The organism is Vibrio albus (genome assembly GCF_003144035.1).
Taxonomy (GTDB): domain Bacteria; phylum Pseudomonadota; class Gammaproteobacteria; order Enterobacterales; family Vibrionaceae; genus Vibrio; species Vibrio albus.
Genome location: NZ_QFWT01000001.1, coordinates 205,208 through 229,324, shown reverse-complemented (window position 1 = coordinate 229,324; position 24,117 = coordinate 205,208). Strand labels below are relative to the sequence as shown.

40 protein-coding genes and 1 tRNA gene are annotated in these 24,117 nt (G+C 45.3%); 16 read left to right on the top strand and 25 right to left on the bottom strand.

Annotated elements, in window-relative coordinates; all coding sequences use genetic code 11:
* Window positions 1–110: 110 nt before the first annotated feature.
* A complete protein-coding gene (pspF, locus tag DI392_RS00990) occupies window positions 111–1,121 on the bottom strand; it encodes a phage shock protein operon transcriptional activator (protein ID WP_109318042.1) in 1,011 nt (336 codons plus the stop codon).
* 240 nt (window positions 1,122–1,361) lie between these two features.
* Between pspF and pspA the strand changes: the two genes are divergently transcribed.
* Genes pspA through pspC form a run of 3 tightly spaced genes read left to right on the top strand, consistent with a single transcriptional unit; the run spans window position 1,362 to window position 2,678 of the window.
* On the top strand, window positions 1,362–2,033 hold the full coding sequence (gene pspA, locus DI392_RS00985) for a phage shock protein PspA (RefSeq protein WP_109318527.1): 672 nt from the start codon (window positions 1,362–1,364) through the stop codon (window positions 2,031–2,033).
* 29 nt (window positions 2,034–2,062) lie between these two features.
* Window positions 2,063–2,299 (top strand): envelope stress response membrane protein PspB, encoded by a 237-nt coding sequence (pspB, locus tag DI392_RS00980; RefSeq protein WP_109318041.1) that lies wholly within the window; start codon window positions 2,063–2,065, stop codon window positions 2,297–2,299.
* A complete protein-coding gene (pspC, locus tag DI392_RS00975) occupies window positions 2,289–2,678 on the top strand; it encodes an envelope stress response membrane protein PspC (protein WP_109318040.1) in 390 nt (129 codons plus the stop codon). The genes pspB and pspC overlap by 11 nt, the downstream gene beginning before the upstream one ends.
* A 54-nt stretch (window positions 2,679–2,732) precedes the next feature.
* Here the strand turns inward: pspC and purT are convergent, their stop codons facing one another.
* The 5 genes from purT to sbcB form a co-directional block, all read right to left on the bottom strand.
* Window positions 2,733–3,911 (bottom strand): formate-dependent phosphoribosylglycinamide formyltransferase, encoded by a 1,179-nt coding sequence (purT, locus tag DI392_RS00970; protein WP_109318039.1) that lies wholly within the window; start codon window positions 3,909–3,911, stop codon window positions 2,733–2,735.
* 106 nt (window positions 3,912–4,017) lie between these two features.
* Window positions 4,018–4,905, bottom strand: coding sequence for a cytidine deaminase (cdd, locus tag DI392_RS00965; RefSeq protein WP_109318038.1), 888 nt, complete (start codon window positions 4,903–4,905; stop codon window positions 4,018–4,020).
* A gap of 196 nt (window positions 4,906–5,101) precedes the next feature.
* Entirely contained in the window at window positions 5,102–5,794 is a 693-nt protein-coding gene (locus DI392_RS00960) for an LrgB family protein (protein ID WP_109318526.1), read from the bottom strand.
* Window positions 5,794–6,192 carry a CidA/LrgA family protein gene (locus tag DI392_RS00955; RefSeq protein WP_109318037.1) on the bottom strand — a complete coding sequence of 133 codons (399 nt, stop codon included), beginning with the start codon at window positions 6,190–6,192 and terminating at the stop codon, window positions 5,794–5,796. The genes DI392_RS00960 and DI392_RS00955 overlap by 1 nt, the downstream gene beginning before the upstream one ends.
* 41 nt (window positions 6,193–6,233) lie before the next feature.
* Window positions 6,234–7,691, bottom strand: a complete 1,458-nt coding sequence (gene sbcB, locus DI392_RS00950; protein ID WP_109318036.1) for an exodeoxyribonuclease I — start codon at window positions 7,689–7,691, stop codon at window positions 6,234–6,236.
* 151 nt (window positions 7,692–7,842) lie between these two features.
* Here sbcB and DI392_RS00945 point away from each other — a divergent pair, with 151 nt between their 5' ends.
* Window positions 7,843–9,042 (top strand): tyrosine-type recombinase/integrase, encoded by a 1,200-nt coding sequence (locus tag DI392_RS00945; protein WP_109318035.1) that lies wholly within the window; start codon window positions 7,843–7,845, stop codon window positions 9,040–9,042.
* Here DI392_RS00945 and DI392_RS19675 read toward each other — a convergent pair.
* The 17 genes from DI392_RS19675 to DI392_RS00865 all read right to left on the bottom strand — a co-directional run bounded on the left by DI392_RS19675 (window position 9,032) and on the right by DI392_RS00865 (window position 16,704).
* Entirely contained in the window at window positions 9,032–9,322 is a 291-nt protein-coding gene (locus tag DI392_RS19675; protein WP_109318034.1) for a helix-turn-helix transcriptional regulator, read from the bottom strand. The genes DI392_RS00945 and DI392_RS19675 overlap by 11 nt on opposite strands.
* Window positions 9,323–9,328: 6 nt before the next feature.
* Window positions 9,329–9,700: a hypothetical protein gene (locus DI392_RS00935; RefSeq protein ID WP_109318033.1), complete on the bottom strand. Its 372-nt coding sequence runs from the start codon at window positions 9,698–9,700 to the stop codon at window positions 9,329–9,331.
* Between the two features lie 59 nt (window positions 9,701–9,759).
* Entirely contained in the window at window positions 9,760–9,984 is a 225-nt protein-coding gene (locus DI392_RS00930) for a hypothetical protein (protein ID WP_109318032.1), read from the bottom strand.
* On the bottom strand, window positions 9,981–10,568 hold the full coding sequence (locus DI392_RS00925) for an MT-A70 family methyltransferase (RefSeq protein ID WP_109318031.1): 588 nt from the start codon (window positions 10,566–10,568) through the stop codon (window positions 9,981–9,983). The genes DI392_RS00930 and DI392_RS00925 overlap by 4 nt, the downstream gene beginning before the upstream one ends.
* Window positions 10,565–11,056, bottom strand: coding sequence for a hypothetical protein (locus DI392_RS00920; RefSeq protein ID WP_109318030.1), 492 nt, complete (start codon window positions 11,054–11,056; stop codon window positions 10,565–10,567). The genes DI392_RS00925 and DI392_RS00920 overlap by 4 nt, the downstream gene beginning before the upstream one ends.
* 14 nt (window positions 11,057–11,070) lie before the next feature.
* Window positions 11,071–11,286, bottom strand: coding sequence for a DUF551 domain-containing protein (locus tag DI392_RS00915; RefSeq protein WP_109318029.1), 216 nt, complete (start codon window positions 11,284–11,286; stop codon window positions 11,071–11,073).
* 18 nt (window positions 11,287–11,304) lie between these two features.
* Window positions 11,305–11,709 (bottom strand): hypothetical protein, encoded by a 405-nt coding sequence (locus DI392_RS00910; RefSeq protein ID WP_109318028.1) that lies wholly within the window; start codon window positions 11,707–11,709, stop codon window positions 11,305–11,307.
* 149 nt (window positions 11,710–11,858) lie between these two features.
* The gene (locus DI392_RS00905; RefSeq protein WP_109318027.1) at window positions 11,859–12,500 is read right to left on the bottom strand and encodes an adenylosuccinate synthase; all 642 of its coding nucleotides are present in this window, start codon (window positions 12,498–12,500) and stop codon (window positions 11,859–11,861) included.
* A gap of 19 nt (window positions 12,501–12,519) precedes the next feature.
* Window positions 12,520–12,816 (bottom strand): hypothetical protein, encoded by a 297-nt coding sequence (locus DI392_RS00900; protein ID WP_109318026.1) that lies wholly within the window; start codon window positions 12,814–12,816, stop codon window positions 12,520–12,522.
* A 73-nt stretch (window positions 12,817–12,889) separates the two neighbouring features.
* The gene (locus DI392_RS00895) at window positions 12,890–13,243 is read right to left on the bottom strand and encodes a hypothetical protein (protein ID WP_109318025.1); all 354 of its coding nucleotides are present in this window, start codon (window positions 13,241–13,243) and stop codon (window positions 12,890–12,892) included.
* A gap of 321 nt (window positions 13,244–13,564) precedes the next feature.
* The gene (locus DI392_RS19550; RefSeq protein ID WP_181388337.1) at window positions 13,565–13,738 is read right to left on the bottom strand and encodes a hypothetical protein; all 174 of its coding nucleotides are present in this window, start codon (window positions 13,736–13,738) and stop codon (window positions 13,565–13,567) included.
* 15 nt (window positions 13,739–13,753) lie between these two features.
* Window positions 13,754–13,993, bottom strand: a complete 240-nt coding sequence (locus DI392_RS00890) for a hypothetical protein (RefSeq protein WP_109318024.1) — start codon at window positions 13,991–13,993, stop codon at window positions 13,754–13,756.
* 38 nt (window positions 13,994–14,031) lie between these two features.
* On the bottom strand, window positions 14,032–15,033 hold the full coding sequence (gene yejK / locus DI392_RS00885; RefSeq protein ID WP_109318023.1) for a nucleoid-associated protein YejK: 1,002 nt from the start codon (window positions 15,031–15,033) through the stop codon (window positions 14,032–14,034).
* Between the two features lie 15 nt (window positions 15,034–15,048).
* Window positions 15,049–15,309: a hypothetical protein gene (locus tag DI392_RS00880; RefSeq protein ID WP_109318022.1), complete on the bottom strand. Its 261-nt coding sequence runs from the start codon at window positions 15,307–15,309 to the stop codon at window positions 15,049–15,051.
* A gap of 42 nt (window positions 15,310–15,351) precedes the next feature.
* A complete protein-coding gene (locus DI392_RS00875; RefSeq protein WP_109318021.1) occupies window positions 15,352–15,945 on the bottom strand; it encodes a 3'-5' exonuclease in 594 nt (197 codons plus the stop codon).
* Between the two features lie 43 nt (window positions 15,946–15,988).
* Window positions 15,989–16,282: a hypothetical protein gene (locus DI392_RS00870; RefSeq protein ID WP_109318020.1), complete on the bottom strand. Its 294-nt coding sequence runs from the start codon at window positions 16,280–16,282 to the stop codon at window positions 15,989–15,991.
* A 328-nt stretch (window positions 16,283–16,610) separates the two neighbouring features.
* A tRNA-Ile gene (locus tag DI392_RS00865) sits at window positions 16,611–16,704 on the bottom strand.
* Between the two features lie 348 nt (window positions 16,705–17,052).
* Here DI392_RS00865 and DI392_RS00860 point away from each other — a divergent pair.
* A complete protein-coding gene (locus DI392_RS00860) occupies window positions 17,053–17,265 on the top strand; it encodes a hypothetical protein (protein WP_109318019.1) in 213 nt (70 codons plus the stop codon).
* Between the two features lie 27 nt (window positions 17,266–17,292).
* Here the strand turns inward: DI392_RS00860 and DI392_RS19545 are convergent, their stop codons facing one another.
* The gene (locus tag DI392_RS19545; protein ID WP_181388336.1) at window positions 17,293–17,469 is read right to left on the bottom strand and encodes a hypothetical protein; all 177 of its coding nucleotides are present in this window, start codon (window positions 17,467–17,469) and stop codon (window positions 17,293–17,295) included.
* 666 nt (window positions 17,470–18,135) lie between these two features.
* On the bottom strand, window positions 18,136–18,822 hold the full coding sequence (locus DI392_RS00855) for a helix-turn-helix domain-containing protein (protein ID WP_109318018.1): 687 nt from the start codon (window positions 18,820–18,822) through the stop codon (window positions 18,136–18,138).
* A gap of 144 nt (window positions 18,823–18,966) precedes the next feature.
* On the opposite strand from DI392_RS00855, the gene DI392_RS00850 reads away from it, so the two are divergent.
* Genes DI392_RS00850 through DI392_RS00800 form a run of 11 tightly spaced genes read left to right on the top strand, consistent with a single transcriptional unit; the run spans window position 18,967 to window position 24,057 of the window.
* Window positions 18,967–19,227: a hypothetical protein gene (locus DI392_RS00850; RefSeq protein WP_109318017.1), complete on the top strand. Its 261-nt coding sequence runs from the start codon at window positions 18,967–18,969 to the stop codon at window positions 19,225–19,227.
* Window positions 19,196–19,591, top strand: a complete 396-nt coding sequence (locus tag DI392_RS00845) for a hypothetical protein (protein ID WP_109318016.1) — start codon at window positions 19,196–19,198, stop codon at window positions 19,589–19,591. Before DI392_RS00850 ends, DI392_RS00845 begins: the two co-directional genes overlap by 32 nt.
* 1 nt (window position 19,592) lies before the next feature.
* The gene (locus DI392_RS00840) at window positions 19,593–19,817 is read left to right on the top strand and encodes a hypothetical protein (protein WP_109318015.1); all 225 of its coding nucleotides are present in this window, start codon (window positions 19,593–19,595) and stop codon (window positions 19,815–19,817) included.
* Window positions 19,817–20,656 carry a hypothetical protein gene (locus DI392_RS00835; protein WP_109318014.1) on the top strand — a complete coding sequence of 280 codons (840 nt, stop codon included), beginning with the start codon at window positions 19,817–19,819 and terminating at the stop codon, window positions 20,654–20,656. The genes DI392_RS00840 and DI392_RS00835 overlap by 1 nt, the downstream gene beginning before the upstream one ends.
* Entirely contained in the window at window positions 20,653–21,378 is a 726-nt protein-coding gene (locus tag DI392_RS00830) for an ATP-binding protein (RefSeq protein ID WP_109318013.1), read from the top strand. Before DI392_RS00835 ends, DI392_RS00830 begins: the two co-directional genes overlap by 4 nt.
* Before the next feature lie 14 nt (window positions 21,379–21,392).
* Window positions 21,393–21,800, top strand: coding sequence for a hypothetical protein (locus DI392_RS00825; protein ID WP_109318012.1), 408 nt, complete (start codon window positions 21,393–21,395; stop codon window positions 21,798–21,800).
* The gene (locus DI392_RS00820) at window positions 21,797–22,123 is read left to right on the top strand and encodes a hypothetical protein (RefSeq protein ID WP_109318011.1); all 327 of its coding nucleotides are present in this window, start codon (window positions 21,797–21,799) and stop codon (window positions 22,121–22,123) included. Before DI392_RS00825 ends, DI392_RS00820 begins: the two co-directional genes overlap by 4 nt.
* Window positions 22,120–22,332, top strand: a complete 213-nt coding sequence (locus tag DI392_RS00815) for a hypothetical protein (RefSeq protein ID WP_109318010.1) — start codon at window positions 22,120–22,122, stop codon at window positions 22,330–22,332. Before DI392_RS00820 ends, DI392_RS00815 begins: the two co-directional genes overlap by 4 nt.
* Window positions 22,332–22,793 carry a DUF1367 family protein gene (locus tag DI392_RS00810; RefSeq protein ID WP_109318009.1) on the top strand — a complete coding sequence of 154 codons (462 nt, stop codon included), beginning with the start codon at window positions 22,332–22,334 and terminating at the stop codon, window positions 22,791–22,793. The genes DI392_RS00815 and DI392_RS00810 overlap by 1 nt, the downstream gene beginning before the upstream one ends.
* A gap of 8 nt (window positions 22,794–22,801) precedes the next feature.
* Window positions 22,802–23,272 carry a VRR-NUC domain-containing protein gene (locus DI392_RS00805; RefSeq protein ID WP_109318008.1) on the top strand — a complete coding sequence of 157 codons (471 nt, stop codon included), beginning with the start codon at window positions 22,802–22,804 and terminating at the stop codon, window positions 23,270–23,272.
* Complete coding sequence (locus tag DI392_RS00800) at window positions 23,269–24,057, top strand: TIGR02642 family protein (protein WP_109318007.1); 789 nt, start codon at window positions 23,269–23,271, stop codon at window positions 24,055–24,057. The genes DI392_RS00805 and DI392_RS00800 overlap by 4 nt, the downstream gene beginning before the upstream one ends.
* The last annotated feature ends 60 nt before the right edge of the window (window positions 24,058–24,117 follow it).

Sequence of the window (24,117 nt, the reverse complement as noted above, 5' to 3'; positions counted from 1 at the left end):
ACGTCTGTTTGCTTTTGGGGCGTATTTCAGCGATCCGGCTAATTTAACACTTTTGTTTTCATAGACCAAGTTTATCCCCTGATAACTTAGGGTTAACGAAAAACACCCGATTATGCGTCATGCTTATTGGTCGATGAAGCAAGCTGGTATTTACGTAACATCCCTCTCAGTTGATGATAGCTGAGGCCAAGCAAATCTGCAGCCTGACGCTGGTTGTGCCGGGCTTCTTTTAAAGCCTGAGTGAGTAGTCTGATATCCGTCTCCTCGTGCCACTGTTTATAATCAAGAGGGAAACTGAACTCAGGGTCCGTGGATTGGGGAGAAGAATCATCTTGCGCATCATCCTGTTGCCAGGCTCCGGTAAAAGGGTCAAAAGTGAGGGCCGTAATAGGGGCTTCACTGGTGCCATGTTGATAAACGGCCCTTTCTACAACATTTTTCAGCTCCCGGATATTTCCCGGCCAGGTATAGCTCTGTAATTCGGTGATGGCTTCGTGGCTGAATCCGGTAAACAGAGGAAGTGCCAGCTCCCGGCACATTTTTATGGCGTAGTGCTCGGCCAGCAGCAAGATATCTTCCTGTCGCTCTCTGAGTGGCGGAAGGTGTATAACATCGAAAGCGAGCCTATCCAGAAGGTCGGCACGGAACTTGTCTTGTTTAGCCAATTGAGGAAGGTTGGCATTGGTTGCACAGATAAGCCTGACATTGGCATTTAGCGTCTGACTCCCGCCAACTCGTTCATACTGACCATATTCGATGACGCGTAATAATTTCTCTTGTACCGAGAGTGGTGTGGTAGCCAGCTCATCCAGAAAAAGCGTTCCGTTTTCTGCACGTTCAAAGCGACCCTGATGCTTTCCCTTTGAGCCGGTAAAGGAGCCGGCTTCATGGCCAAACAGTTCTGAATCAATCAGACCTTCACTGAGAGTAGAGCAGTTCAGTGTCACTAGTGGCTGATCCCATCGCCGGGACAGGTAATGTAACCGCTGGGCAATAAGCTCTTTCCCCGTACCGCGTTCACCGATAATCAGTACGGAGCGTTCAATGGGGGCCAGTTTGGAGACCTTGTCCAGCACAGAGAGAAAGTTGCCGGACTCACCTATCAGCGTCTGCTGTTTCATCATAAACCTCATGTTATGGTCAATTTGACTAACTGTTGGTTAATTTCATCATAGCATGGGATGAAATAAATGCGAATAAATCATAACGCATTGATTTTCAATGGGTAAAGAAATGGCACATATCTTGGAACAGTATCAGCAGAAACAAACAGTAGAAGTACAAACAAACAGTAATAGTCGATGCAAGTAGCATCAGTCGATGTAAACAAACAGGTCAACAGACAAACGGTGAGGTTTATTATGGGCATCTTTTCTCGTTTTGCTGATATCGTAAACTCAAATATCAGTGCACTGCTGGATAAAGCAGAAGATCCGGAAAAAATGATTCGCCTGATTCTTCAGGAAATGGAAGATACATTAGTCGAGGTTAGAACCAATTCAGCAAAAGCCATCGCGGATAAGAAAGAGCTTTCCCGCAGAGTGGATGGTCTGGAAAGTCAGATTGACGAATGGCAGCAGAAAGCGGCACTGGCTCTCTCCAAACAGAGAGAAGATCTGGCGCGGGCGGCTCTGATAGAAAAGCAAAAGCTTCAGGATGTCGTGAAAGGCCTGCATACAGAGCAGACGCTGGTAGAAGAAACTATCGACAAGCTGACCGGAGAGATCGGTAAACTGGAAGCGAAGATCAACGAAACCCGTGCGAAACAACAGGCTCTGGTAATTCGTCGTGAAGCAGCCGGTAACCGCCGGGATGTACAAAGGCATCTGCATACTGCACGCACTAATGAAGCCTTCTCGAAATTTGAGCAGTACGAAAGAAAAATTGATGAGATGGAAGCAGAAGCGGACAGTTATGCCATGTCTGGTCAGGGAAAATCTCTGGATCAGGAATTTGCCGAACTTCAGGCTCAGGATGAGATAGAACAAGAGCTGGCGAAGATGAAGCAGCAGATGGAAGAGCAGAACAAATAAATGAATAATCATCAACGCAGGAGTGAGCTATGAGCGGGGTATTTTTAGTCGGTCCATTAATTGTATTTCTGATCTTTGTCGCACCGCTTTGGTTATTTCTGCATTACCGAAATAAGAGAAAATCAGATACCGGGCTGAATGAAGAAGATTATGAGGCTTTGCAACGGTTGTCGGCAAAAGCCGATGTGTTACAGCAGCGGGTAGAAACTCTGGAACGTATTCTGGATGTGGAAACTCCTAACTGGCGGCAGAATTATGAAAGATAGAGAGCTGTATCGGGACCCGGTTAACGGGAAACTAACCGGAGTGTGTGCAGGCATAGCACACTATTTCGATATCGAAGTCTGGCTGGTCCGAATTTTAGTGGTGTCAGCAGCACTGTTAGGGGGGAGCTTTCTGGTCGTGTTAGCCTACTTTGCAGCAACCATGATGCTGGAAAAGCAGCCCTATGACTATACACAGGAGAGAGCGGCATCTCATTCGCATAAACTGAAAAGTAAGGCCTGGCAGGCAGGTCAGACCCCAAAACAGTTGCTAACGACGATTGAAGAGGATTTTTCGGGGCTGGAAAACCGTATTCGCTCTATGGAAGCTTATGTCACTTCAGATACCTTTAAGGTAAACCGGGAGTTCAATAAACTGTGATACTTCTGGTTATTACTTCTCCCCCTTAGCCGAGAGGGAGAAGTAATATAAAAGTTAATAAATAACTTTTACTTTTTTGGCGCTGTCCTTGGCATCATCGACCGCATCTTGCGTGTTTTTTCTTTTCGCAAGAACCACTCCCAGACGGCGGCGACCATCAATGTCTGGCTTACCGAATAATCTTGCCTGAGTGTCTGGCTTAGCTAAGGCTTCTTCCAGTCCTTCAAAGCGGATATTGTCCGACTTGCCTTCACCCAGAATAACAGCAGATGCAGAAGGACCACGCTGGCTGATCTTGTTCACTGGTATGCCGGTAAATGCGCGTACATGCAGCGCAAACTCAGACATGTCCTGAGAGATAAGAGTCACTAAGCCGGTGTCATGTGGGCGAGGGGAAACTTCATTGAAGATAACTTTATCGCCTTTGATAAACAATTCGACACCAAACAGACCGTAACCACCCAGTGCATTAACGACCTGTTCAGAAATATATTCGGCCGCTTTTAACGCAACATCAGACATGACCTGAGGCTGCCAGGACTCGCGGTAATCGCCATCTTCCTGACGGTGGCCAATAGGGGCGCAGAAAAACACGCCATCCACAGCGCGAACGGTCAGCAATGAAATTTCATAGTCAAAATCGATAAACCCTTCAACAATGACACGGCCGGCACCGGTACGGCCGCCTTCCTGAGCGTAGTTCCAGGCTTTTTCAATATCTTCTTCAGATTTAATAACGCTCTGGCCTTTACCGGAGGAGCTCATTACGGGCTTCACGACACATGGCATGCCTACTAACTCAACAGAAGACTTAAATTCTTCGAAAGTATCCGCAAATCTATAAGGAGAGGTAGGAACCGACAGTTCCTCTGCCGCAAGGCGACGGATACCTTCACGATCCATGGTTAGCTTGGTTGCTTTCGCTGACGGAACCACATTCAGGCCCTGTTCTTCTTCCAGTTTAATCAGCGTATCAGTGGCAATGGCTTCAATTTCAGGAACCACATAATCTGGTTTTTCCTGTTCAATTAACTGAGTTAATGCTTCACCATCAAGCATATCCACTACGTGACTGCGGTGGGCAACCTGCATAGCTGGCGCGTCTGAATAACGATCGCAGGCAATGACTTCTAACCCCAAACGTTGGCACTCGATAGCCACCTCTTTGCCAAGTTCGCCGGAACCGAGTAATAAAACACGAGTAGCATTTTTACGAGTTGCTGTACCAAGCATTGTTGTATCCTTTTATTTAGTACGAATTAAGCGGATCATACTGATATTTCGCCGGGTAGCAAACGTTTGCTGATGAAGTTTTTGTTTTAAGATGTGTGTCGTATGACTACAACATTAAATACTCCAGCAGGATATCTGAATTAATGGAATCCAGTGTTGTTCGTGTTGCACTGTAATGACTGATGATACCAGTCTCTGTTTCGGCTAATCCGGCCTGAACGATCTGGGTAAAGTGTTTGCTGGCCATTAATACCTGAATAAGGGCGACCTGGAGCGGTGGCAGGCTGGGGTTAAAGGCTGCATTCTCGGCATAGGCACCGTTATAAATACTGCCGTCATTCAACAGCAATGCGACGCCACTGTGGTTGTGCGTATATGGAGCGTGACTTTTGTTCATCGCTTCTACCGCCTTCCTCAGAACATCGGACTTATCCGGAGCCTGATAATGTAGAGACGATGGTTTCATTAATCTGGCATCAATATCCAGATCTTTCGGCCCGAAGGATTCGGGCAGGTAATACTGCAGAGACTGCTCCTGTCGCTCCGGAAGTTGGATTCGCAACGCTTCTGCGGTGGATAATTCATTCATAAACTGGCGGCAATGGCCACATGGGCTGTAGTTGACTGTGATATCTTTTACGCCATGTTCTCCTTTCATCCATGCATGGCTGATAGCACATTGCTCCGCATGTACTGTCTGGCCTAACTGAACTGTCGAGAACTCGATATTCCCGCCAAAATATAGCCGCCCTGATACACCACGACAAATCGCCCCCACATTAAAATGAGAAATCGGAGTATAAGAATAAGCCGCAGCCAGAGGGAGCAACCGGACCCGGAGCTCTTTATCGGACAGGCAAGAGAGGTCTTTCAGTTCCGAAAATTGTTGGGCAGAGAGTGTTCCGTCAAATTGCTCTGACTGAAGCAGCGGGCGTAGATAGTCTGCTACCGCAGGTGGCATCTGTTCTAAAGCATGAGAAAACCGAGCGTCCATACTGGATCCTTTACTGATTTCTGGCTCTTTATTGTAGAAACCGCAGAGTATAAATCTGTGCTTTAGATCACGCTTACGTGTGCAATACTTGTTTTCATTTCATTAAATGAGTGACTTCACACAAATCGTAAATTAAAGACTAAATTGCGCGAAGCCACTCTCAAAAATGCTAAATGAACGTTAACGTTTTGTTCTGTTAACTTCCGTTGACGTAAATATATAAAGTTTCAACCAAAAAATAGGCAAAAGGAGCCAGAACAGATGTGATAACACCACAGACGACTAAAGCCAGGGAACTGAAGGCGGCATCTCTCGGGTCTTTTTCTGCGCAGGTAGCGGTACCCAATGCGTGCGATACGGTTCCCATAGTCAGCCCTTTGGCAATCGGGTGGGTAATGTTCAGCCAGCCGTAGATAGGGTAGGCACAAACCGCACCGAATACCCCTACAATCAGTACCATCACGGCGGCGATAGCGGGCTCTCCGCCCAAAAACTTGGCGATTTCCATAGCAATAGGGGTGGTGACTGATTTACCCAGCATAGCCGCTATCAGAGTGATATCGGTTTTTAAAGCTAATGCGATAAGAGAAGCGGTTGCCATAGACAGAATACTTCCGATGCCACAGGCCAGGAAAATAATACGCCAGTTTTTCTTTATTTCAGGAAACTGTTCGTACAGGGGGTAAGCCAAAGCGACAACCGCAGGCTGCAGAAGGTAAGTAAACCAGTGATTTTGCTCGTTATAGGTGTCATAAGGGATGTCCAATACGATCAAAACCGGAATAATAATCCCGACACTGAGCATTAATGGATTGGCTAATGGATGGTTCAGCTTCTGAGAGACAAAACGGGAGAAGAAGAAGACAATAAGTGTAAGCAATACCCAAATCATTTGTTATGTCTCTCCGTCTCTTGCTGATTGGACAGTATATGCTCAAGCATTTTCGCCAGCACAACCAGAACAATGACGGTTCCTCCGACAGTCCCGGCCAGTATTTGTACCGCATTTTGGCTGAGCAGTTCCCCATACTGGATTAGCCCGACACTGATCGGTACAAAGAGCAGAACCATATAACGGATAAAAAGCTGAGCGACTGGCTTAACCCACTCAACCGGGGCCAGGCCGCTAATCATCAGAATAAACAGTAGTAACATTCCGATGATGCTTCCCGGAATAGAAAGGTGAAGGTATTCCTGTATAGCAATACCGGCAAAGAGGGAGCCCATGATGAGCGCACTGGACACCAGATATTGCAAGATTGTTTTAGGATAACTATTTTTTGGCATAACGCATTCGCCTGTTTTTTTGATTATTAATAAGCGTAGGGTCAGGAGACAAGGCGCTCTACGTAGTTATATACGGATTTTAATATTGCGATCTTTTTCTCGTCGCTTTCATGTTCATGAACAAGGTTTTCCAGATTCAGCATGTAATCTGGCAACCTCTGTTCAAAATAGTCACGGCAGTGATGGGCCCACCGGGTCTGTTCATCCGCCGTTAATGTTTGTGGGAAATTTCTTGCCCGGTAGCGGAACAGTAAAGGCTCTATTCGTGGATCACTGAATGCAATGTCCAATGCTCCAAGATGCTCCGGAGACGTTTCCCGGATAATGTCCATAGCCGCTTTGTCCGCCGGAGAGAAAAACCCGTCGTATAGCTGACTATCCACATCTTTATTCGTCTCACTATAGTCCCGTTCAACAGAATACAACCCAATTAGCTTTTCTCTGATTTCCGGGTGTTGTTTAATTAATGCCAGATGTTTCAGGCACTGTTCTCTGTCTATACCGATGTTAGCCGCATTTTCTGCCGTGAGTGTTTTGGCCGGAGCAAGCACGGGGCACTTATTTAAATGGACCAGTTTCACCGGAACCGGCTGCTCGTCCGGTGCCAGATCATCACGCCGGGTATAAAGACGCTCTCTGAGTTCATCACTGTTTAGCTCGAGCAAAGGCGATGGATCCATTGCCAGATTCACCATGATCACCGCATTCTGGTTGGTCGGGTGCCAGGCCAGCGGCACGACCCAACTCGTGTTAGAGCATTCGCGCCCAAACATTCCGGAAACATGCACCAGCGGTGTCATATTCACAATATCAACCAGCTCATTCAGTTTGCGTTTATTGCGCATACTGTACAGATAAGAAAATAATTTTGGTTGAGCTGCCTTTAACTTCTTAGCCATTTCAATGGTCGCGATAACATCCGCCATGGCATCATGGGCGTTAGAGTGTTCAATACCGTTGGCGACAGACAGTTTTTCCAGCCTAAAACTGGTGAACCCTTCATCATCTTCCGGCCATTCGATTCCTTCCGGACGCAGCGAATAACAGGTTCGCATAATATCCAGAAGATCCCAGCGAGAGTTGCCGTTTTGCCAGCTCCAGGCATAAGGATCGTAAAAGTTACGATAAAGGGTATAACGCGTCACCTCATCATCAAAACGGATACTGTTGTAGCCGAGGCTGGTCGTATTTGGGGTAGAAAGTGCCTGATGAATTTGCCGGATAAATTCTGGCTCCGAAAGGCCTTTCTGCTGCGCTTCCTGAGGGGTAATCCCCGTAATGAGCGCGGCTTCAGGATTGGGGAGATAATCCGTGGGTGGCTGACAATAGATAACCAGCGGATCACCGATAATATTAAAGTCCATATCTGTACGAACACCAGCAAACTGACATGGCCTGTCTTTTGCCGGGCTGACACCCCAGGTTTCATAATCAAAGAAGTAGAATGTCTGTTGATGTTCATTGTTTAATGAATTTCTCTGGTGTTCGGTGTTAGCCAAAATAAACCTATATTTTCAGTGTTTTATTGTTCATAAGTTGCCACTTTATCGCTACAATAGTTATAGAATTTTGCAGTATCACATTTGTATTTGTGTCCAAATATGTGTCCAAATTTAAAAGTGAGTGCGTCCAAATTTTTAGGTAACGACCATGGCTATTACAGACAAACAGTTAAAGGCAATTTCTCGCCTTGATATATACGATGGACCTAATGAAATTAAAGATGGGAACGGCCTTATCGCAAGGGTCACTCCCAAGGCGAACATCATATTCCAGTATCGATGCCGATACAATGGGACAAACAAGAGGTTCAAAATAGGGAAGTATCCTCACGTAACTCTTAAAGACGCCAGAGCTATTCATAAACAAATGGTGGAATTGAAAGAGGCAGGCAGGAACCCAGAGATCGCACTGACCGGAGAAACGGATTTTATCACCCTGAAAGACTGCCTGGATTATTGGTTTGAGAACAGAGTATCCACCCTTAAAGAGGGTACATATGTTCTTTATGAATCAGTGGCAAAAAATTACTTTTATCCGGCTTTTCACGATGTGAATGTGGAAACTATTACGGCAAGAGAGTGGATGTGTTGGTTTGATGATATTGCAAAACATAACCCTAGGATGGCTAATTCTGCATTTTCTAAATTAAGGGCGTGTTTTAATTTCTGTAAATCTAAGTTTCTGATTAACGGGACTGAGATGGAAAAGATAAAGCAGCAGCATGTGGGGAGTCCATCTAAGGCCGGTGAAAGGACATTAAGCCTTTCTGAACTGGCTAAGATCTGGATTGAAATAGAGAGAAGTAAGGCAGGAACGACAACAAAAAATTTGCATTTATTAACGATGTTGTGGGGAAACAGGCTTTCTGAGTTGCGCCTGGCAAGGACTGAGCATTTTGATATGAATAATGACGTTTGGACGGTTCCTCCTGAGTTAAGCAAAATGGGGAACACCATAAAAAGGCCGATACCAAAGCATGTAAAGCCGATATTGGAAAGGTTAATGAATATCTATGATGGGTACTTATTCCCTGGTGCGTCTTTGAGTAAACCCATTACCATTTCAGCTGCAAACAGATATATCCGTAGACTTCGCGAAACCATGCGGTTGCCGCACTGGCGAACGCATGATTTCAGGCGAAGTATCTCTACCATTTGCTCGGAGCAAGGCGCTTTGCCTCATGTGACTGAAAAAATGCTTGGTCATGAACTGGTGGGTGTAATGGCTGTGTACAATAAGCACGATTGGATTGGCGATCAGAAAGTTGCCTATGAGATGTTTGCAGACGCTTTATTTGAGCAGATTCAAAAAGAGCTGAGTTTTGAGAAGAAAAATCTTAACCTTTAAACCCTCCCTCATTATCAAGCCATTCCATCACTGCCGATCTAAGCCAGCGAAGCGGGCAGTTAGTTACCGGTGATGGAAACCCTCGATTTTTCCTCCATTGATTCAGGGCTCCACGCTTTACACCAAAGAGATCCTGAACCTCTTTGTGGCTCATTAGCTGATTACTGGATTCCGGGTATTTCACCGGGTCGAACACGGTTTCTGGTTGCCTGGCTTTTGGTTTTGTTGGGAATGAATAACCAAATGAATCAGCGGTCATGTTTTTCATGGAAATTTGCATAAGTCATTACCTCATTAATCCAATAATTTGCCTCCTTCCAGATTCGTTATAGAAGAAGGACTCAATTTGTTTGCTGCTGTTCGCTGCTTTACCTAAACGCCACTCCCCAAATTGGTCAGTTTTGAGGTTGTGCTTATTGGCTAACCGTCCGATTTTCTGAGCGCTGGTACCGAGTTCTTTTGCGATATCAGTAGCGCTGAAATGCTGGTGGGTTTTTACCGGCATATCGAAACCGGACTGGATTAGTGCGTTAACCGAGGCGTCACTTAACCGGCACGAGGCGAGTATGGCCAGTGCCGTATCAAGGGCGCACTCTTCACATAGACAGACTGGTTCGGTTATCAGTACTGGTTGGTTGCCGCAGCGGCTACATTCCATAGAGCTCTCCCTGTTTATAGGGAAACTCTACATGATGATTGAAGGGTGGGGAGGGGCTGTTAAACTTCGACTAACAAGTTTGAGCAGGTGTCGATCACTTTCTCTGAGTCGTGAACATTAGAGAAAATAACGCGGACACCATCTTTAAGCTGAGCGATTTGTTCGCGCTGCTCTTCAACTTCTCTGGCCTTACGCAGTGCGTAATCCATCAGCGTTTCGTCTTCGCCAATATCGGCAGGGTAAGGCATGGTGAAAATAGGGTAACCTAATTGTGTATGGCTCATGCGGCCTCCTTATCTTTCAGAACTTCATTGCCCCAACAATCCCAGCCATCAGTAACCTGCCTGGAGAACAATTCAATTTTTGGAACATCACCGACCAGCTTTACGATGGCTTCACGGAACTCATGAGGTTTTTCGCTGTGTCGCCCAGTCTTAGCCCGAATCTTGGAGCGAACAGAGTGGTTTATGACTAGGTTGGAGATTTTGCCTTTATAGGCGATAAGGGCGGATTCTGTTGAAGGTCGTGTTGAGTGGCCCATACCGAAGTGGTCGAGCCCCGTTTTTGTTTCCTTATCCCAGACAAAGCCGTTCATGTTTACCAGCTTAAATCCCCAAAATTCGCATAAATCAATGGCTTCTTGTGGCATAGAACCAACCCACCACATAACCAGAAGGCAATCATCAGCAGCCAGCTGTTCTACTGGTAACCGCATCATGTCCTTAACGGATGTGACTGTGTATTTTTGCGCGGCCCCTGATTTGTGCTTTCCTCCGGTACGCTTATTTTTGAATTGCCAGGCTGGGTCGGCATAAATGACGGTGTATTTTCTGTCGGTATCAAAGATATCGACTATTTGATTGTTCATTGGTCGTTACCTCTCTTTTCATCCTCCCACGGTGCAATGAATTCGTGCCATGCACCCATCTGAGTAAATATCTTGTCGGCTACTTCATCAGAGGGTTCGTTATCAATGGCGCTGGCAATCCATGCGGCGGTAAGGAAGTGGTTTGCGTTACATTCTTTATCGAGAAAATCCCAGTGCAGGTCTGCGATATGTTCCCGGATTTGTTCGTGTTTGCACGGCTCTGGTGTGGTTACTACAAATGACTTCAGGTATTCCCGGCCTGTGTTATCCCGCATAAGGGCGTAACAGGTAACGTTCCATTTAACCTGAATCCTGCCTATAGACTCAGCAAGTACCTTTGTGATGCCAACAGGTTCACCTTGTTTGGAATAAACCAGGGTGCCATCAACCATGTTGGCGACAAAGACTACGTGATTCTCGTTGAGGATACGGCGGGTTTGCATTTGTTGTAACTTGATGAGCCGAGCGCGTTCAGCTTTGCTGGCCATTGGTAGTTTCCGTCCTATTCGTTTTCTTCTGGTCCGCCTGGTAATGGCATCCAATGAGTAGGCATATCGTCTGGTTCCCATTCACACATATTGCCGTCTAACCAACACCAGAACCACTGACCCAAAAGAACCTCTCTTGATATGATTCTTGGCTCAATCAGCACACCCCCGCAAGCCAGAATGCTTTCACCAATTTCTGGCAATTCGTCTTTAACCTTTGTCCATTCCATAAAAAAATTTCCGTTTGATTAGTTAGCGGTTAGTTCTTGTAGCTTTTGCATGGCTGCATCGGCTTCATCTTGGTTCTTAGCGTTCATCAATTCGATTATTGCTTCTTTGGTTAAGTTAGCTTTGATTGCTGGACGCATACCACTTAGCTTTTGAATCGTTAATGTGTAACGTTCGGCTTTTTGCTCTGGATCTGAAAATTCAACCTCAAGAAAGTTAGTTGCACCTTGAGCATGGAAGTGATGAATAAAGCCAGCCGCAAATACATGAAGTATTGAACCCTCAAGCTGCATACCTAATTCTTTTTCATTGGCGATCATTTCTTTAATGTTGATATCACCGACCATTGCATCAGCTAACTGATCTTGAAGCCTTTCAATCTCAAGGCGCTGATTTTTAATGGTACTGAAAGGCCATATATTCATAATTTAGTTTCCGTTTAGTCTAAGTAAAGAGTTCTGCCGCCAGTAAATACACGGCGGCGGCGTCCAGAATTGCAATCCACCTCTTCGACAAAAGTGTTTGCTATTACAACTATTTGCCAATCTTCATTTTTCATATCAGTGAAATTCCGTTATAGAATTTTGGCTCTTGGAATTGGCTTTATAGTTGTGCTCAATTCGTCCAAACCTCGAATGATTTCTTCGTGTCTACTTGTGCGCTCAAGATCATCAAGTTTCTTTCTAAGTTTGATGTTCTCATTTTCTAAACGCTGGTTTAGTCGGTTTACACCATTCAACACTTCGAAATCGCCAGCCTTTGCCAAAAGCAAAGACGCCATACCCATTTCTGCATCGCGGTTACAGTTAAAATACCAATCCTGTTTTTGACCATTTTTATGACCACTAAGAACTGTTACCTTGCCCCGACTGCCAACGTGTAAAAGTCCCCATTTTGGTGGCAAATCATCAACACTGATTAACCCCTCTGGACACATATAATATCGGTAATTCCCCATTCCTTTTTCTGGCTCAACCCTAAACGGTTTCTTTCTATCTGCCAGAAAGTCAGAACGGCTTACCTTTACTTCTACAACGATGGTTTCTGTACCTTCGGCTGTCTTAATTCCAATAGCATCAACAATTTCACCCCCATTGGAACCAGACTGAACCTCTGAAAAGGCATTAGGGCAACCGCAACCGCCAGCACTATAAGAACGCTTTAGCCAACCAACGGCTTTTTTACATAGGTCAGCGTGTGTCCACTCTTTTGCCATAATTTTTAATTTCCGTTGGTTAAAAGCCTCTGGCGCGAAGTCCGGCGATTACCGCTTGTTCGCGTCCGTGGACGGTTGATAAATCAAATTCTGGACGTTGCTCTAACTTAGCCATGCGTTCAGCTGCACCTTTCAGAAAGATGCCATCTAAGCGAATATCTTCTTCTACAACCTCAAGCAGAGCCCGTAACTTTTCAGTGCTTATTGACTTTTGGTTGTCGCAAATATCCATAATATTATCGAGACTGGAGCGGCCTCGAACCATGCCAGCTGCTTTCTGAATACACATACCTGAGCTATAAAGGTCATTTTTCATGGTGATATTTTCCTTCAATGCGTTAAGTTAATTGCCAGTGCGTTAACCCAACTTAACGCATTAGAAATTTGTCTTATTCATTTTCACTGCGCTTATTGCGAAAATCCCATCGTTCAATAAGCCCCTCAACAAAATCTGATCCGTACAGTTCGTGAGACTCGATGTAAGCACTAAGATTGATCAAAGCGAACATGCCCTTTTTAAGCGTGTCGCTAGTTTCACCGCGACAGTAATAAGAGAGGTTAGAAACGTCAGCACCGCAAATATGCGTGTTGTAGCAATTAACAATAAGGCTTGCGGCGAACTTCTTCTCTTTAGCAATCGCGCCTAAGTAACCAAGCTGTGTGCCGACTTCCTCTGAAATAGCCGTGATCTCGGCAGGTCGAGGATCAAGATTCACTTTTACCAGTTTCAAATCATGTTGCATTTTTAAGGCCCTTATTTTCAGTTATTGATTTTAGAAGGCAGATAAAGCCAGCTTTGCGTAACCTGCCGTGCTAGTCCAGTTGCGCCCATTGCACTAATGATTAAGCCCTATTCACTCAGTAGTGGTGACGGTGACTTAGCAACGAATGTTCATTAGCAGTGTGTCGGTGCTGCGCTTTCGGGTTCCTGTAGCATTGCTGGCGTTATCTGCGAAAATTTCCCGTTGTTAGTTAAAGATAAATGGTGACAGGTGATCTACGACGAACTCCTTAGATGATGGCTGACTCTAAGCCCACATTCCTGTCATTAATTTCCTTTGGATTTATAACGAAAACGCTCTCTCTATTTTCATTTCGGTTAGCTTGTCTTCTAGCTTTCTGCGGGTAACTCCGTCCTGAAGTTGCTGAGCGGTAGGGCGTTCATATTCCCTGGGCTTTTTGGCGGCATTTTCAAGAAATGGGCGCACCCGGAAAACATAATGTTGGTGTTCGGTCATTGGTCGTTACCTCTATTAAGCAGCCTTCGGTAGCGCTAAAGACTGCATCCAGACATAGATATCATCTTCCGTTAAATCGTCCGTGGTTCTGGATACGAGAGGAAATATCTTCTTAGTGTCTGTCGTATTAAAAACATGGTCGGTTAATATCGCCCAGCCGCGAATAATAGAATGGCTACCGGCCTGGCGAATGGTGTCAGCGATACGCTCAGCGTTTTCGCCGCTAAAGGTTTCTATTTTGTAAACGTTGGGCATATCGCTACCTCGGGGAGTGGCGCGTAGTGCGCCGGTGGTTAAGAACGTCGGGTTAACTGATCTCTCAGGTTAGGTGGAGTGCCTTTAATGGTTAGTGTGTCAGTTTCCGGGTCGTAGAAAATGCGCTCATTTAAAATGATGGCATCAAAGGAAATGGTTACCCCTCCACCGCAACCTTTAAACTTGTCTAGTTTTTCGATGGTGGCCTTGTCGGCAGGGAAGGTAGGTTCAAGCTCGTAACCTCGTTCTTCCGTGTATTGTTGGAAACTTACGCCGCTTTCACTGGATGGAAGCTCACCGGATAGCTCGGTAATGACGACTTCTTCTCCTGAGGAATGCTGCCCTTTGCAGTAGTCTTTTACCTGCTTCCTTAGTGAGAGGCTTTCTTCTTTGTCCAACTGATCGTCTGCAATGAAATCTTCAACGGCCTGAACCAGAACCTGGTTCTGAGCCTTAACATCCAGACCCCTTTCAATTTGGAGGAAATCGAAAAAGAAGTCAGCCACTTTGCGGCCTACGCGGCCTTTCAGGAAACTGATGTATCGGTTGGAGTCTGGATCAGTTTCAAAAGTCGTCAGGTCTATTCTGGCAGCAATGGTCATAGCGTCCACATCAAGATGGTCTGTTGCGCCTACATCGAGCTGAGTATCTACTTGCAGCCCCTGAATTGATGGAATGATGGCAACAAACAGATATTCAGTCGCCAGGCTTTGATATTCTGCAAAAACTAAAACACCAGTGTCAGCAAAAGGGTACTTGCTAAGTTCATTTTTAAGGCGTTCTGCATTAGAGCTGGTAAATTGAAGGAAACCAATTTGGTTACTTCGGAGGTTCTGAAGTCCGATTTTAAATTCACTATCGGATAGGAATAGGCCAAAGCCTTTGCCTGCTTTTGCATTATAGGTGCGATGAAGTTCTGAAATTAACGCCTCAGTGGCTGCGTTATTTGGTAGCTCATCAGAACGGTAGTTGACGATCAGCTCGTCCGCTTCGTTTGTATCGATCTGATGAAGAATGGCATTGGATATCGATATGGTCATTGGTCGTTACCTTAATTACATTGGAATGGATTGCTGGTAGCTCTGGTGCTTGCGCTTTCTCCTGGCAGCTTGCTTTTTGGTTGGAGAAAGTAGCTGCTTAGCTTTGGCAAGGCATGAATCAAATACCTTGCCTTTTCCCATAGAGCCGCTGGTGCGGTAGTGTTTAATTGCTTCTACCCCCCCCCTGATAACTTCGTTGGGAGAATAACCGTCGGCAGTTAGCTGAGCCTCTACTTGTTTGAGGATAAAGCTCTCAATTTCATTTCGCGGGGTCATGGTCGTTACCTATAAGGGGCGTGGCCCCTGAGTTGGTCGGTATTACTTGGATGGCGCTTTGCATGTGTTATAGGGAACAAAGGAAGAAAAAGCCTTCCAGATTTCGCTAACGTACTGGGCCTGAAATTTTGCGTCATCCAATGCAGAGTGGTGAACACCTTTTCGGGTAAGTGTGGATTTCGGGTCTATATTCAAGATGGATTTACCCATATCAACGATGGTTCGACAATCCCGATCATTCCAGTGAGAAAAGCCAGGGCGCATGCGGCAGGCTTTAAAAGCATTATTCAAAATGACATTATCAAAGCCGCTTCCATTACCCCACAGACAAAGCTCTTTCGCTTCGCCTTGATCGGCTAACCACTGGTTCAGTTCTTGTAGAGCATCTTTTAATGTGCTTTTCTTCACATCCTTTTCAAAAATGGCACGAGCTTCGTCACTCTGTTGCAGCCACCATTGAACGGTTGATGCGTCCATTTCACCGTAATGAGCTGAACTGTTTAGGCTGACCACTACTTCAAAGTCAGCTCCGAGATCACCAGTTAAAGGGTTAAATACAACAGCGCCAATACTAACGATTGGTGCGCTACTGCCATTACCCATGGTCTCAAGGTCTATCATTATGTGTTTATTCATGATCGTTATTTCCTTTGGTCATTAAAACTTTGCGCTGGTAGATTCACTCAGCGCCTGATAAATGTTGCTTGGTTCGGTAGATCACTTCGTCCTGATCTAAGAACGCGTTAAGAAACTGGTCTACGTTGTTGAGGTGACAGGTGGGGTTGCGCCTTTTTCTTCTGACAAAGTTGGTGAAGTGCCCCCAGGTAAAGCCAATAAACTCACCGTTACGGATGAGTGATGATTTCCCGGTATGCTGAATGAACTCGCCAACGGCATCCATCTGAGATTCAGCTGGCTTCGTGGTGTGAGGAAATTTAGGGTCAGTCGGAATTTGATCGGCATGTGATTTCATGTATGATCCCTCTTGTGATGTAGTTTCTTGGTCGATACTGCTCACTGGATAACTTCTTGGTCGGGGTTATCCAGACCTTCCTTTATTTCATCATTTAGGTTGGTCGTTACCTCTGAGGCGAACTTTGGTCGGTAAGCCTCCCGATAGCCCAGCCTTAGCGCTGGGTTTTTTGGTATTTGGCCTGACAAAAAGAAGCCCCAAACAAAGGTGTAAGGGGCTAACAACGTCAGTGGCTAGTGAAGTGCGGAACACTTCCGACAACGCAGTGGGGTTACTACGCTGTAGGAAATGTGCCCGTCTTTCCGGACTGTCACGTTCTATACGAATTTGGTACCCAATTCAGGATTCGAACCTGAGACAACCCGCTTATCTGGCGTTAACGGAACATAAATCCGGTGCTCTACCAACTGAGCTAATTGGGCAATGCTCCCGGTCTGTTCCCGAGCGCCAACGCTATACAGGTAGTTAAGCTGCATAACGATTCGAGTTCTTTCCCTCTGAGTCATAATGATCACCCTGTTAAGGACTCCAAGGCTCATTCCGGCAAAATATTGCTGTTAATCTACGTCCCGATCACTTCCAGGCTTCAGCTTCCTTTTATCAAGGCGCGGATTACGTTTATGCCAGCGACACCGTCTTTCGCCTATCTCAACATGGGTATGTAACTGCTGGAATATTTATCCACGCCCAGCAAACGTGCTGTCTACGACTTTCCACAGACATAGAATCTTGCTAATTTGTTATTTCCACAGACAAAAAAGGAAATTCTAATGAGTAATGAATCAACAGTCTTTGAACGTTTATTTAACTCTACCACCACTGTTCATGCTGATACTCGGCGGCAATATGCCGTTGCGTGTGCTCTGGAATTAATCAAAGCTCATGCTGCTTCAGATACTGCTGGTAAGCGATTAGAGAGCGATATGGATAATCTTTCTAAATTTGCCGACCAAATTGAAGCGGCACTGAAAGTTAAGTCTTAGTAATTCGCAAGCCCGTCAACTCGGGCTTTATTCTTCGAGCTGTGCCATCAATATCCGAAGCCGTTTCAACTCCATCTCGGTTACCCGCTCTACAGAAGTGGTTTCGTAGATACTACACTCTGGCTTTTCAATAGAGTCAGCTACTGTTTTGGCTTGCGCCTCTATCGCTCGCCACAAGTGCAATGAAATCCTCGAATCTTTCATAAATCCTCCTAATAATTTGAAAGCCCTCTAATGCAATGTCATCAGTTAACTGATTGGTTAACAGGCACAACCACAGAGTAAGAACAAACTGAATCCACAGCCGAACATTATCAGAGAGCTTTCAAATCGACTCTGTTTCCAAAGCCAAAATGAAGCAATTCAAGAAATATCATCGTAGTATTCGGGCTGCTTACTCTTTTTTAGCGCACTGCCAATGCACTGAACATGCGTTCTTGTAAGACTTACAACCCAACTTTTTAGGTTGGTGTATTTTTACGTGTTGGCTTCACGAGTGGGTTACCACTATCAAGTTTTTTTTACAGGGCATAACTAGAGCACCAAACTTGAATTTGCTTATGCGTATTTGTGCATCGTATTCGCCAGCCTTAGCCAGCAAGTCGGTTTGCTTACGCTTTCGAATCACATTTTTAAAGAACACATCAGCGAGAGTCTGAGGGACTGCGTTGCTGATGTGTTTACGATAGATAATTATCGTTAGAAAGTGAAACTAAAATGATAATAAATTATCATTAATGAGCATAAATGTGATGTAAGTCACACTGAATCGATAGTTTGTTATCATTTGCTGATGAGTGTTTTTTTGATTTTTTGACTGTTGAGCACAAAAAAAGCGGCATGAAGCCGCTTTTTAGAAAGGAAATGTTCTTATAGAGGTTTTAAGTGGGCAACCACAGTCCCGATTATCTGGCAGTTACCATTGATAGGTAAAAACCGAAGCTCTGGTGGGTAGTTAGGATTTAATGCTCTTAGATACTTTTTACCGTCAATAATTTGAAGTTGCTTGAAGGTTACCTCTGTTGAGTCGGTAAGAAGAGCGATCACATACTTGTCATGTTCAGCTGATACCTGGTTTGGGTCTACAAAGATAAGATCATTTTCTTCAAATTTCGGGGTCATCGAGTCCAATTTAATTTTGAGTATGTACGTTCCATGGCCGGTCGGCTCCGGGCAGGGCATGTACTTATATTCGTCAGGGGTGTAAGGTAATTGTACTTCAGCGAAGTTACCCGCCTGAACCCAAGAAACAATAGGGCATAGAACAGCATCAGCAGCCACCTGTGAAACGTTGGCATTATATGTTGCAGACGGCTCTTTAACTGTCATATCACCTTCCCCAAGCGCAAGCCAGTCAGGATTGCACGAAAGGACTTTTGTTGATGCCAGGAACATCCGTTCTTTCATTGATGAAATAATATTGTTTTCAAGGTGTGAGATGTTCATCCTGGTAACATTAAGCTCAGGATCAACCTTTTCTAACGCGTCCACTAACATGTCTTGCGTCATATTCTTAGCTAACCTTGCATGCTTTAGACGATCCCCGATAGATTCCACTGATTCCTCCAATAGAAGCAGAGTGTAAATTTTCTTTCCCTATTATGTCGCTTTTCTGTCTATAAAATCTGATCTATAACTTTCTATCCTTTTGGTTGTGCTGTATGATTGAAAATGTTCAGAAATGAAAGTTGAGTAAAACTAATGAACTCTCTATATCAAATTCTACTCAATCATTTTGGCACAGAGGCCAAGGTAGCCAGAGTGTTCAATATTGGTAGAGCGCAACATTTTCAAAAACACGTGCCAGAGCGAGTTGCTTTGCTTTGCCATTTAGATCCGACCATTCCGTATACCTACCATCCTAGCCATTACGGGAAAAATTACGAGGGGCTGTCTCTCGATTTAACGACCAAAAAAGAGGTAACGACCAATGAAAATCAAACACATCAAAGAGCGGCTTAACCGTCTGAGTTCAAATCGCGGTGTTGGTAAGGAGGGTCTGAGTATCCGCGAAGTTCGTGCTACTCAGATCAAGCAGCGCTTTACTGCCGATGAGGGGGATTTTATCACTGCAGTCGCCAGCACCATGGACACGTCCAGAGCTGTGCTGAGTAACGCCCTGTTTATTGAGGCGATTATTGACCTGCTGGCTAATGATCAACAGTTGTGTGGTGAAGTGATGCGCCGCTGGAATTACACCAACGGTACTCGCTTAGCCTTTTTCGATGAGATTTATGCTCGTTCTAACGCTAAAGAGCCTATTGAAGGTGAATTTACCCGCGTTCACGAACCCATACAAACCTGTTCATCATCAGCGAGGACTTAACATGAAACCGAATCCATTTAAAAACCTATTCCAAGACAATACAGAGCTGGATTCGGAGTTTGTTGATCTGGTTATTGAGGAGACCGCGAAGAGGCGCGGTCTTCGCCGTGATCAGGTTCGAGCGTCACTGTTGGCACAGTTAAATGAAGTTGATGACGAGCAACAAATTCTTACTCAGGGGCTAAGTGGCACCTACATCCATAATACTCCGATGGGGGTGTTTTAATGGCGATCATCCGGGCAAAACGCGAGAGAAATTATAGCGTTATATCTAACGATATCTGGCAAGACAACCAGTTATCATGGCAAGCAATGGGGATGCTTTCTTACATTCTCTCCAAACCTGATAACTGGTCTGTTTGCGCTGAGCATCTTATCAAGGTGACTAAAGATACGGCAAAGAAAACAGCAAAAGAGGGTGTGTATAACATTCTTAAAGAGCTAAAAAACGCTGGCTTCATCTCAATGAAAAAACACTCTGATGGCTCTGTTTTATATACTGTTTATGACCATCCAACGCCTGCTGAGCCTAATCAGGCTAACCCGAAGCAGGGGCCTAATACGGCTAAGCCTGATCAGGCTAAGCCGAAACAGTATGACCCTGATACGGCTAACCCTGAACAGGCTAAGCCTAATCAGGCTGAGCCGCCCCTAATAAGTACTGATCTATTAACAAGTACTGATCTTAAACAAAGTAAAAAAAGTAAACCAAAAAAAGCCGTTTCTAAAAAACTGGATTTCTCTGGCTGGCCTGCAGAACCAAGCGAACAAATTCTAAAAGACTGGAAAACCGTTCGAGATAAAAAACAAGCCCCGATTACTCAGACCGTAATTAACCGTTTTGCTCCAAAACTGGAACGTGCACGTGATGAGTTGGGAATGAGTGTTGATGATGTTCTGGGTGTTTGTATAGAGCGTGGTTGGCGTGGGTTTGAGGTTGATTGGCTGGTGAATCACTTGAGGATTAATAATTTTACCAAGTTGAATGATCAGGGTGTTAATCAGATCGGGACTAACTTCGAGCCTCCCGAAGGATGGGAGCCGTTTAAGGAGTCACAGCAATGATTACGATAGCGGAAATTAAACGCCGCGCCGCAAACGGCACGCAGAAGTATTCATGGGAAGATTTAAAACGTTTTCGTGCTGAAGATGAAGCAAAGCAGCCAGAAAGATTCAAAAAGCAATTTGATGAGTTTAGGGCTGAAAAAATTCTAAGCCGCTGTGGTGTATTACCTATTCACCAGAATTGCCATGTAGACAATTATGAAATCTTAACAAGCGGACACAGGAAAGCGGCGAATTTTGCTAAGTGGTATATCGATAACTTTTACCTAAACAATGGCACTGGTTTTATTTTTGGCGGAAAGCCTGGCACGGGTAAAAATCATTTAGCTGCAGCCATTTGTAATGCGCTTATGGAAGACGGCTATTCATGCTTGATCATTACTGTGAACGAGCTGATGCAGAAACTACGCGCTTGTTACCGTTCTGGAAGTGACGCTACCGAAGACCAGTTTATCAAGACAATGATCGATTTTGATTTGCTTGTTCTGGATGAAGTCGGGCTACAGCGGAACTCGGACGCTGAAAGGCTTGCGTTAAATCAAATCATCGACCAACGACTTTGCAGATTCAAGCCAACCGGAATGCTAACCAACTTACCTGCCGGTTCTGAGGATCCAAGCGAACCAACCATGAACAGCGTGTTAGGTGTCCGCATTATGGATCGGATGAGGACTAACGGCGGTAAATGGATCTCTTTTGAGTGGCAAAGCTACAGAAAATAATAAGGTAACGACCAATGAAATTTACGACCAATGAAATTGAACATATGCGAAATGAGCTGAGCTGTAATGCTGTTATGTCGCTGGTTCGCCATGTCAGCAAAAAACGATCAGGCACGATAACCCCTGAAGCGATACGAATCGTCGCTAAGTCGCTGGGTATAACATCCAGAACGGTGAAAAGTTTCTTTGAGAATGCCCCTAAGAAGAAATACACGGCGGCTTTAGTGGCGTGCGCTCGTGAGCATGGCATCAAAATGTACTGGTATCAGTTCAACCCTACTACTGAAATTTGCGTGGCATGGCTTGAGTGCGATTACCGGAACGATAAAGGTAAGCATGAGTCAAAGTGGACCTTTAAACACTGGGAGCGAAACATGGTTAGCCAGAACAATGATTTTGCTGTCCAGAAGGAGGCCGCATGAGCATAGAACTGTGGAAGAAGAGCCCGGCTTATCAGCGCATTAAGTGGAATACGCAGCTGGGAAGAGTGATATCGGTTCTGGCCGGGTATGAGTATTTGACTCTCCGCCAGATAGAAAAACGGATTGCTCAGCAGTTTCCGGATCACCCGGATACTCAGGCGGCTATTTCGGCTCGTATTCGGGAAGTCAGCCCCTCATTCCATGGGTTGGTGAAACAACGGACCATGGAAACGCTGAGCGGTCATCAGGTATGGCGTTACCGCTTGTTGCCTGCTGCGCCTATCAAACAGGTTTCGGCAATGATTAACCGGGAGACCGCATGAAAAAGGTGAAAACGGTCATTATGGCTGCTCTGCTTGCATTGCTGGCAGTTGTTGTGTCTTACGTGTTTGATTCTGTGATCGAATATTTCCGTTATACCGGCGTGAAGTCGATAAGCTTGTATATCGCCTTGTGTGTTGTGGTGTATTTCGCTTATGGGTTTTCTCAGCGCGGAAAGGATGATGAGCGCGATCACTGGGAGGATAGTTAATGGCGGACATTAATCTGATCAAAGATTTGTCAGGGCTTAAGCCCCTTGGTTCTGATGATCTGGAAGTGATGAAAAAGGTTCCGCTGGGCTCGCTGCTGGAATGTGAGTTTTCTAAAAAACGTAACCCTGAGTTTCATCGCAAGTTTTTCACCCTGTTAAACCTTGGTTATGAATATTTCTCGCCGGCCCCTCGGGAGTGGAGGGGCGTTCCTGCTGAAAAAAACTTCGATGTGTACCGGGAGCAGATCATCATTCTATCCGGGTTTCGGGATGTGACCTTTAACCTGGATGGTTCGGTAAAGGTGAAAGCGAAATCCATCAGCTTTTCCAATATGGATGAGGATGAATTCAAAAAGCTGTATTCAAAGGTTCTGGATGTGACCTGGGAGCGGGTTCTGAATTCGGTGTTTGAGAACAAAGCCCAGATGGAAAATGCAGTTAATCAGTTAATAGGGTACTGAGGTGAACGATGGACGCAGAAATTTACGATATAACCAAAGCACTAAGCCGGCTGGATGAGAAATCAGGAAAACTGAAGAAAAAACGCAGAGAACCTGAAGCGGAAGAATGCGCAGATGCGATCCGTTGGGCGCGTAAGACAAAAATTGCCGGAATTGTGGTTGGTGATTTCCTGACTCATGTAATGAACGAAGCTAAACGGGGCCAGAAAGCCAGGTCTGATTTTCACCGGCTTGGTGGTCAGAAAGGCTATCCCGATTACATCCTGGATGTGGCCCGCTCTGGTTACCATGGTCTGCGTATCGAAATGAAACCCCCGAAGCAGTATCAATCCAGAATTACGGATGATCAGCGTAAGTGGGAACGCCGATTAACCAGCCAGGGGTATTTATTTGTGTTCTGTTATAGCTCGGAAGAAATGAAGCAGCTGATCACCGATTACCTAACTGACAACCTAGATTTTGGAGGGGATGCCGCATGAGTGACAAAGCAATAGAACTGTTTATTCGTATGCATTTAGAAAAAACACCAACCCTTCAGCGTGGCCGTCAGGTATTAACCGGAGATGTGATCATGGCAGTAATGGGCGCGATCCAGCATCAGCAGCCTTACGGATGTGACCTGATTAGTGCGCGCTGGCTGGGAGATATGTCGGCTATGCGCAGAGTGGAAGAGCGGATCGCTGAATGGGCACGAGATTCATCCCGGCCAGATTTGCTGGCTCACGTTGGCATGGTGGCGCTGGCGATTTTTTGCGGAAAGCCAACGAATGACCAGGAACGGAAGTTGGTTTCTCTCTGGAAACGATACAGCGAGCAGGGCCACCGGAGTAAGCGCCTTATCAAGCGGTATCAGACTCAGATAACTCTGTTAAACAATATGGTTTCAGATACGGAGTTCCGGTATTCCCAGAACGATATGGAAATATCTAAACTCCAGAACCTTATTGAAAATGAAAAGGCTCGGTTACACAAATGGGCCAGTAAGAAAGCAAAGGAAAGCTTTCAGTGTCCGAAATGCTCTGGCAGTGGATTTAGTTCGTCCGAAAAAGGCTGTAATGAATGTGGCGGATCCGGGTGTTTTGTTCCAAAAGCCGAAAATGTTCGTCAGCACTTGAGAAGAACGGGGATTGCCCGGGTATCGGATAAACTCTGGAACAGCGAGATTAAGCCTAAGTTTGATGAGCTGCTGTCCATGCTTAATCAGGAGCATGATGAAACGGCAAGAATGATGGGTAAAAGACTGTGTGAAGAGAGGGCGGCGTGATGGCATATATGAGATGCGAACGGTGCGGTGGACAAAGATTGGTGTACGCCAATAAATACT

Excerpts from the sequence above, each read along its gene's own strand:
- DI392_RS00915 (WP_109318029.1), bottom strand. The coding sequence starts at position 11,286 with ATGGAATGGACAAAGGTTAAAGACGAATTGCCAGAAATTGGTGAAAGC.
- DI392_RS00920 (WP_109318030.1), bottom strand. The coding sequence starts at position 11,056 with ATGGCCAGCAAAGCTGAACGCGCTCGGCTCATCAAGTTACAACAAATG.
- DI392_RS00800 (WP_109318007.1), top strand. The coding sequence starts at position 23,269 with ATGAGTGACAAAGCAATAGAACTGTTTATTCGTATGCATTTAGAAAAA.
- DI392_RS00860 (WP_109318019.1), top strand. The coding sequence starts at position 17,053 with ATGAGTAATGAATCAACAGTCTTTGAACGTTTATTTAACTCTACCACC.
- DI392_RS00900 (WP_109318026.1), bottom strand. The coding sequence starts at position 12,816 with ATGAAAAATGACCTTTATAGCTCAGGTATGTGTATTCAGAAAGCAGCT.
- DI392_RS19675 (WP_109318034.1), bottom strand. The coding sequence starts at position 9,322 with ATGCAAATTTCCATGAAAAACATGACCGCTGATTCATTTGGTTATTCA.
- DI392_RS00875 (WP_109318021.1), bottom strand. The coding sequence starts at position 15,945 with ATGAATAAACACATAATGATAGACCTTGAGACCATGGGTAATGGCAGT.
- pspF (WP_109318042.1), bottom strand. The coding sequence starts at position 1,121 with ATGAAACAGCAGACGCTGATAGGTGAGTCCGGCAACTTTCTCTCTGTG.
- DI392_RS00805 (WP_109318008.1), top strand. The coding sequence starts at position 22,802 with ATGGACGCAGAAATTTACGATATAACCAAAGCACTAAGCCGGCTGGAT.
- DI392_RS00930 (WP_109318032.1), bottom strand. The coding sequence starts at position 9,984 with ATGAGCCATACACAATTAGGTTACCCTATTTTCACCATGCCTTACCCT.
- DI392_RS00935 (WP_109318033.1), bottom strand. The coding sequence starts at position 9,700 with ATGGAATGTAGCCGCTGCGGCAACCAACCAGTACTGATAACCGAACCA.
- DI392_RS00925 (WP_109318031.1), bottom strand. The coding sequence starts at position 10,568 with ATGAACAATCAAATAGTCGATATCTTTGATACCGACAGAAAATACACC.
- DI392_RS00815 (WP_109318010.1), top strand. The coding sequence starts at position 22,120 with ATGAAAAAGGTGAAAACGGTCATTATGGCTGCTCTGCTTGCATTGCTG.
- DI392_RS00945 (WP_109318035.1), top strand. The coding sequence starts at position 7,843 with ATGGCTATTACAGACAAACAGTTAAAGGCAATTTCTCGCCTTGATATA.
- DI392_RS00905 (WP_109318027.1), bottom strand. The coding sequence starts at position 12,500 with ATGGCAAAAGAGTGGACACACGCTGACCTATGTAAAAAAGCCGTTGGT.
- DI392_RS00895 (WP_109318025.1), bottom strand. The coding sequence starts at position 13,243 with ATGCAACATGATTTGAAACTGGTAAAAGTGAATCTTGATCCTCGACCT.
- purT (WP_109318039.1), bottom strand. The coding sequence starts at position 3,911 with ATGCTTGGTACAGCAACTCGTAAAAATGCTACTCGTGTTTTATTACTC.
- DI392_RS00850 (WP_109318017.1), top strand. The coding sequence starts at position 18,967 with ATGAACTCTCTATATCAAATTCTACTCAATCATTTTGGCACAGAGGCC.
- pspC (WP_109318040.1), top strand. The coding sequence starts at position 2,289 with ATGAAAGATAGAGAGCTGTATCGGGACCCGGTTAACGGGAAACTAACC.
- DI392_RS00955 (WP_109318037.1), bottom strand. The coding sequence starts at position 6,192 with ATGCCAAAAAATAGTTATCCTAAAACAATCTTGCAATATCTGGTGTCC.
- DI392_RS00910 (WP_109318028.1), bottom strand. The coding sequence starts at position 11,709 with ATGAATATATGGCCTTTCAGTACCATTAAAAATCAGCGCCTTGAGATT.
- DI392_RS00845 (WP_109318016.1), top strand. The coding sequence starts at position 19,196 with ATGAAAATCAAACACATCAAAGAGCGGCTTAACCGTCTGAGTTCAAAT.
- DI392_RS00825 (WP_109318012.1), top strand. The coding sequence starts at position 21,393 with ATGAAATTTACGACCAATGAAATTGAACATATGCGAAATGAGCTGAGC.
- DI392_RS00810 (WP_109318009.1), top strand. The coding sequence starts at position 22,332 with ATGGCGGACATTAATCTGATCAAAGATTTGTCAGGGCTTAAGCCCCTT.
- pspB (WP_109318041.1), top strand. The coding sequence starts at position 2,063 with ATGAGCGGGGTATTTTTAGTCGGTCCATTAATTGTATTTCTGATCTTT.
- DI392_RS00840 (WP_109318015.1), top strand. The coding sequence starts at position 19,593 with ATGAAACCGAATCCATTTAAAAACCTATTCCAAGACAATACAGAGCTG.
- DI392_RS00890 (WP_109318024.1), bottom strand. The coding sequence starts at position 13,993 with ATGCCCAACGTTTACAAAATAGAAACCTTTAGCGGCGAAAACGCTGAG.
- DI392_RS19545 (WP_181388336.1), bottom strand. The coding sequence starts at position 17,469 with ATGAAAGATTCGAGGATTTCATTGCACTTGTGGCGAGCGATAGAGGCG.
- DI392_RS00880 (WP_109318022.1), bottom strand. The coding sequence starts at position 15,309 with ATGACCCCGCGAAATGAAATTGAGAGCTTTATCCTCAAACAAGTAGAG.
- DI392_RS00830 (WP_109318013.1), top strand. The coding sequence starts at position 20,653 with ATGATTACGATAGCGGAAATTAAACGCCGCGCCGCAAACGGCACGCAG.
- yejK (WP_109318023.1), bottom strand. The coding sequence starts at position 15,033 with ATGACCATATCGATATCCAATGCCATTCTTCATCAGATCGATACAAAC.
- DI392_RS00820 (WP_109318011.1), top strand. The coding sequence starts at position 21,797 with ATGAGCATAGAACTGTGGAAGAAGAGCCCGGCTTATCAGCGCATTAAG.
- cdd (WP_109318038.1), bottom strand. The coding sequence starts at position 4,905 with ATGGACGCTCGGTTTTCTCATGCTTTAGAACAGATGCCACCTGCGGTA.
- DI392_RS19550 (WP_181388337.1), bottom strand. The coding sequence starts at position 13,738 with ATGACCGAACACCAACATTATGTTTTCCGGGTGCGCCCATTTCTTGAA.
- DI392_RS00870 (WP_109318020.1), bottom strand. The coding sequence starts at position 16,282 with ATGAAATCACATGCCGATCAAATTCCGACTGACCCTAAATTTCCTCAC.
- pspA (WP_109318527.1), top strand. The coding sequence starts at position 1,362 with ATGGGCATCTTTTCTCGTTTTGCTGATATCGTAAACTCAAATATCAGT.
- DI392_RS00835 (WP_109318014.1), top strand. The coding sequence starts at position 19,817 with ATGGCGATCATCCGGGCAAAACGCGAGAGAAATTATAGCGTTATATCT.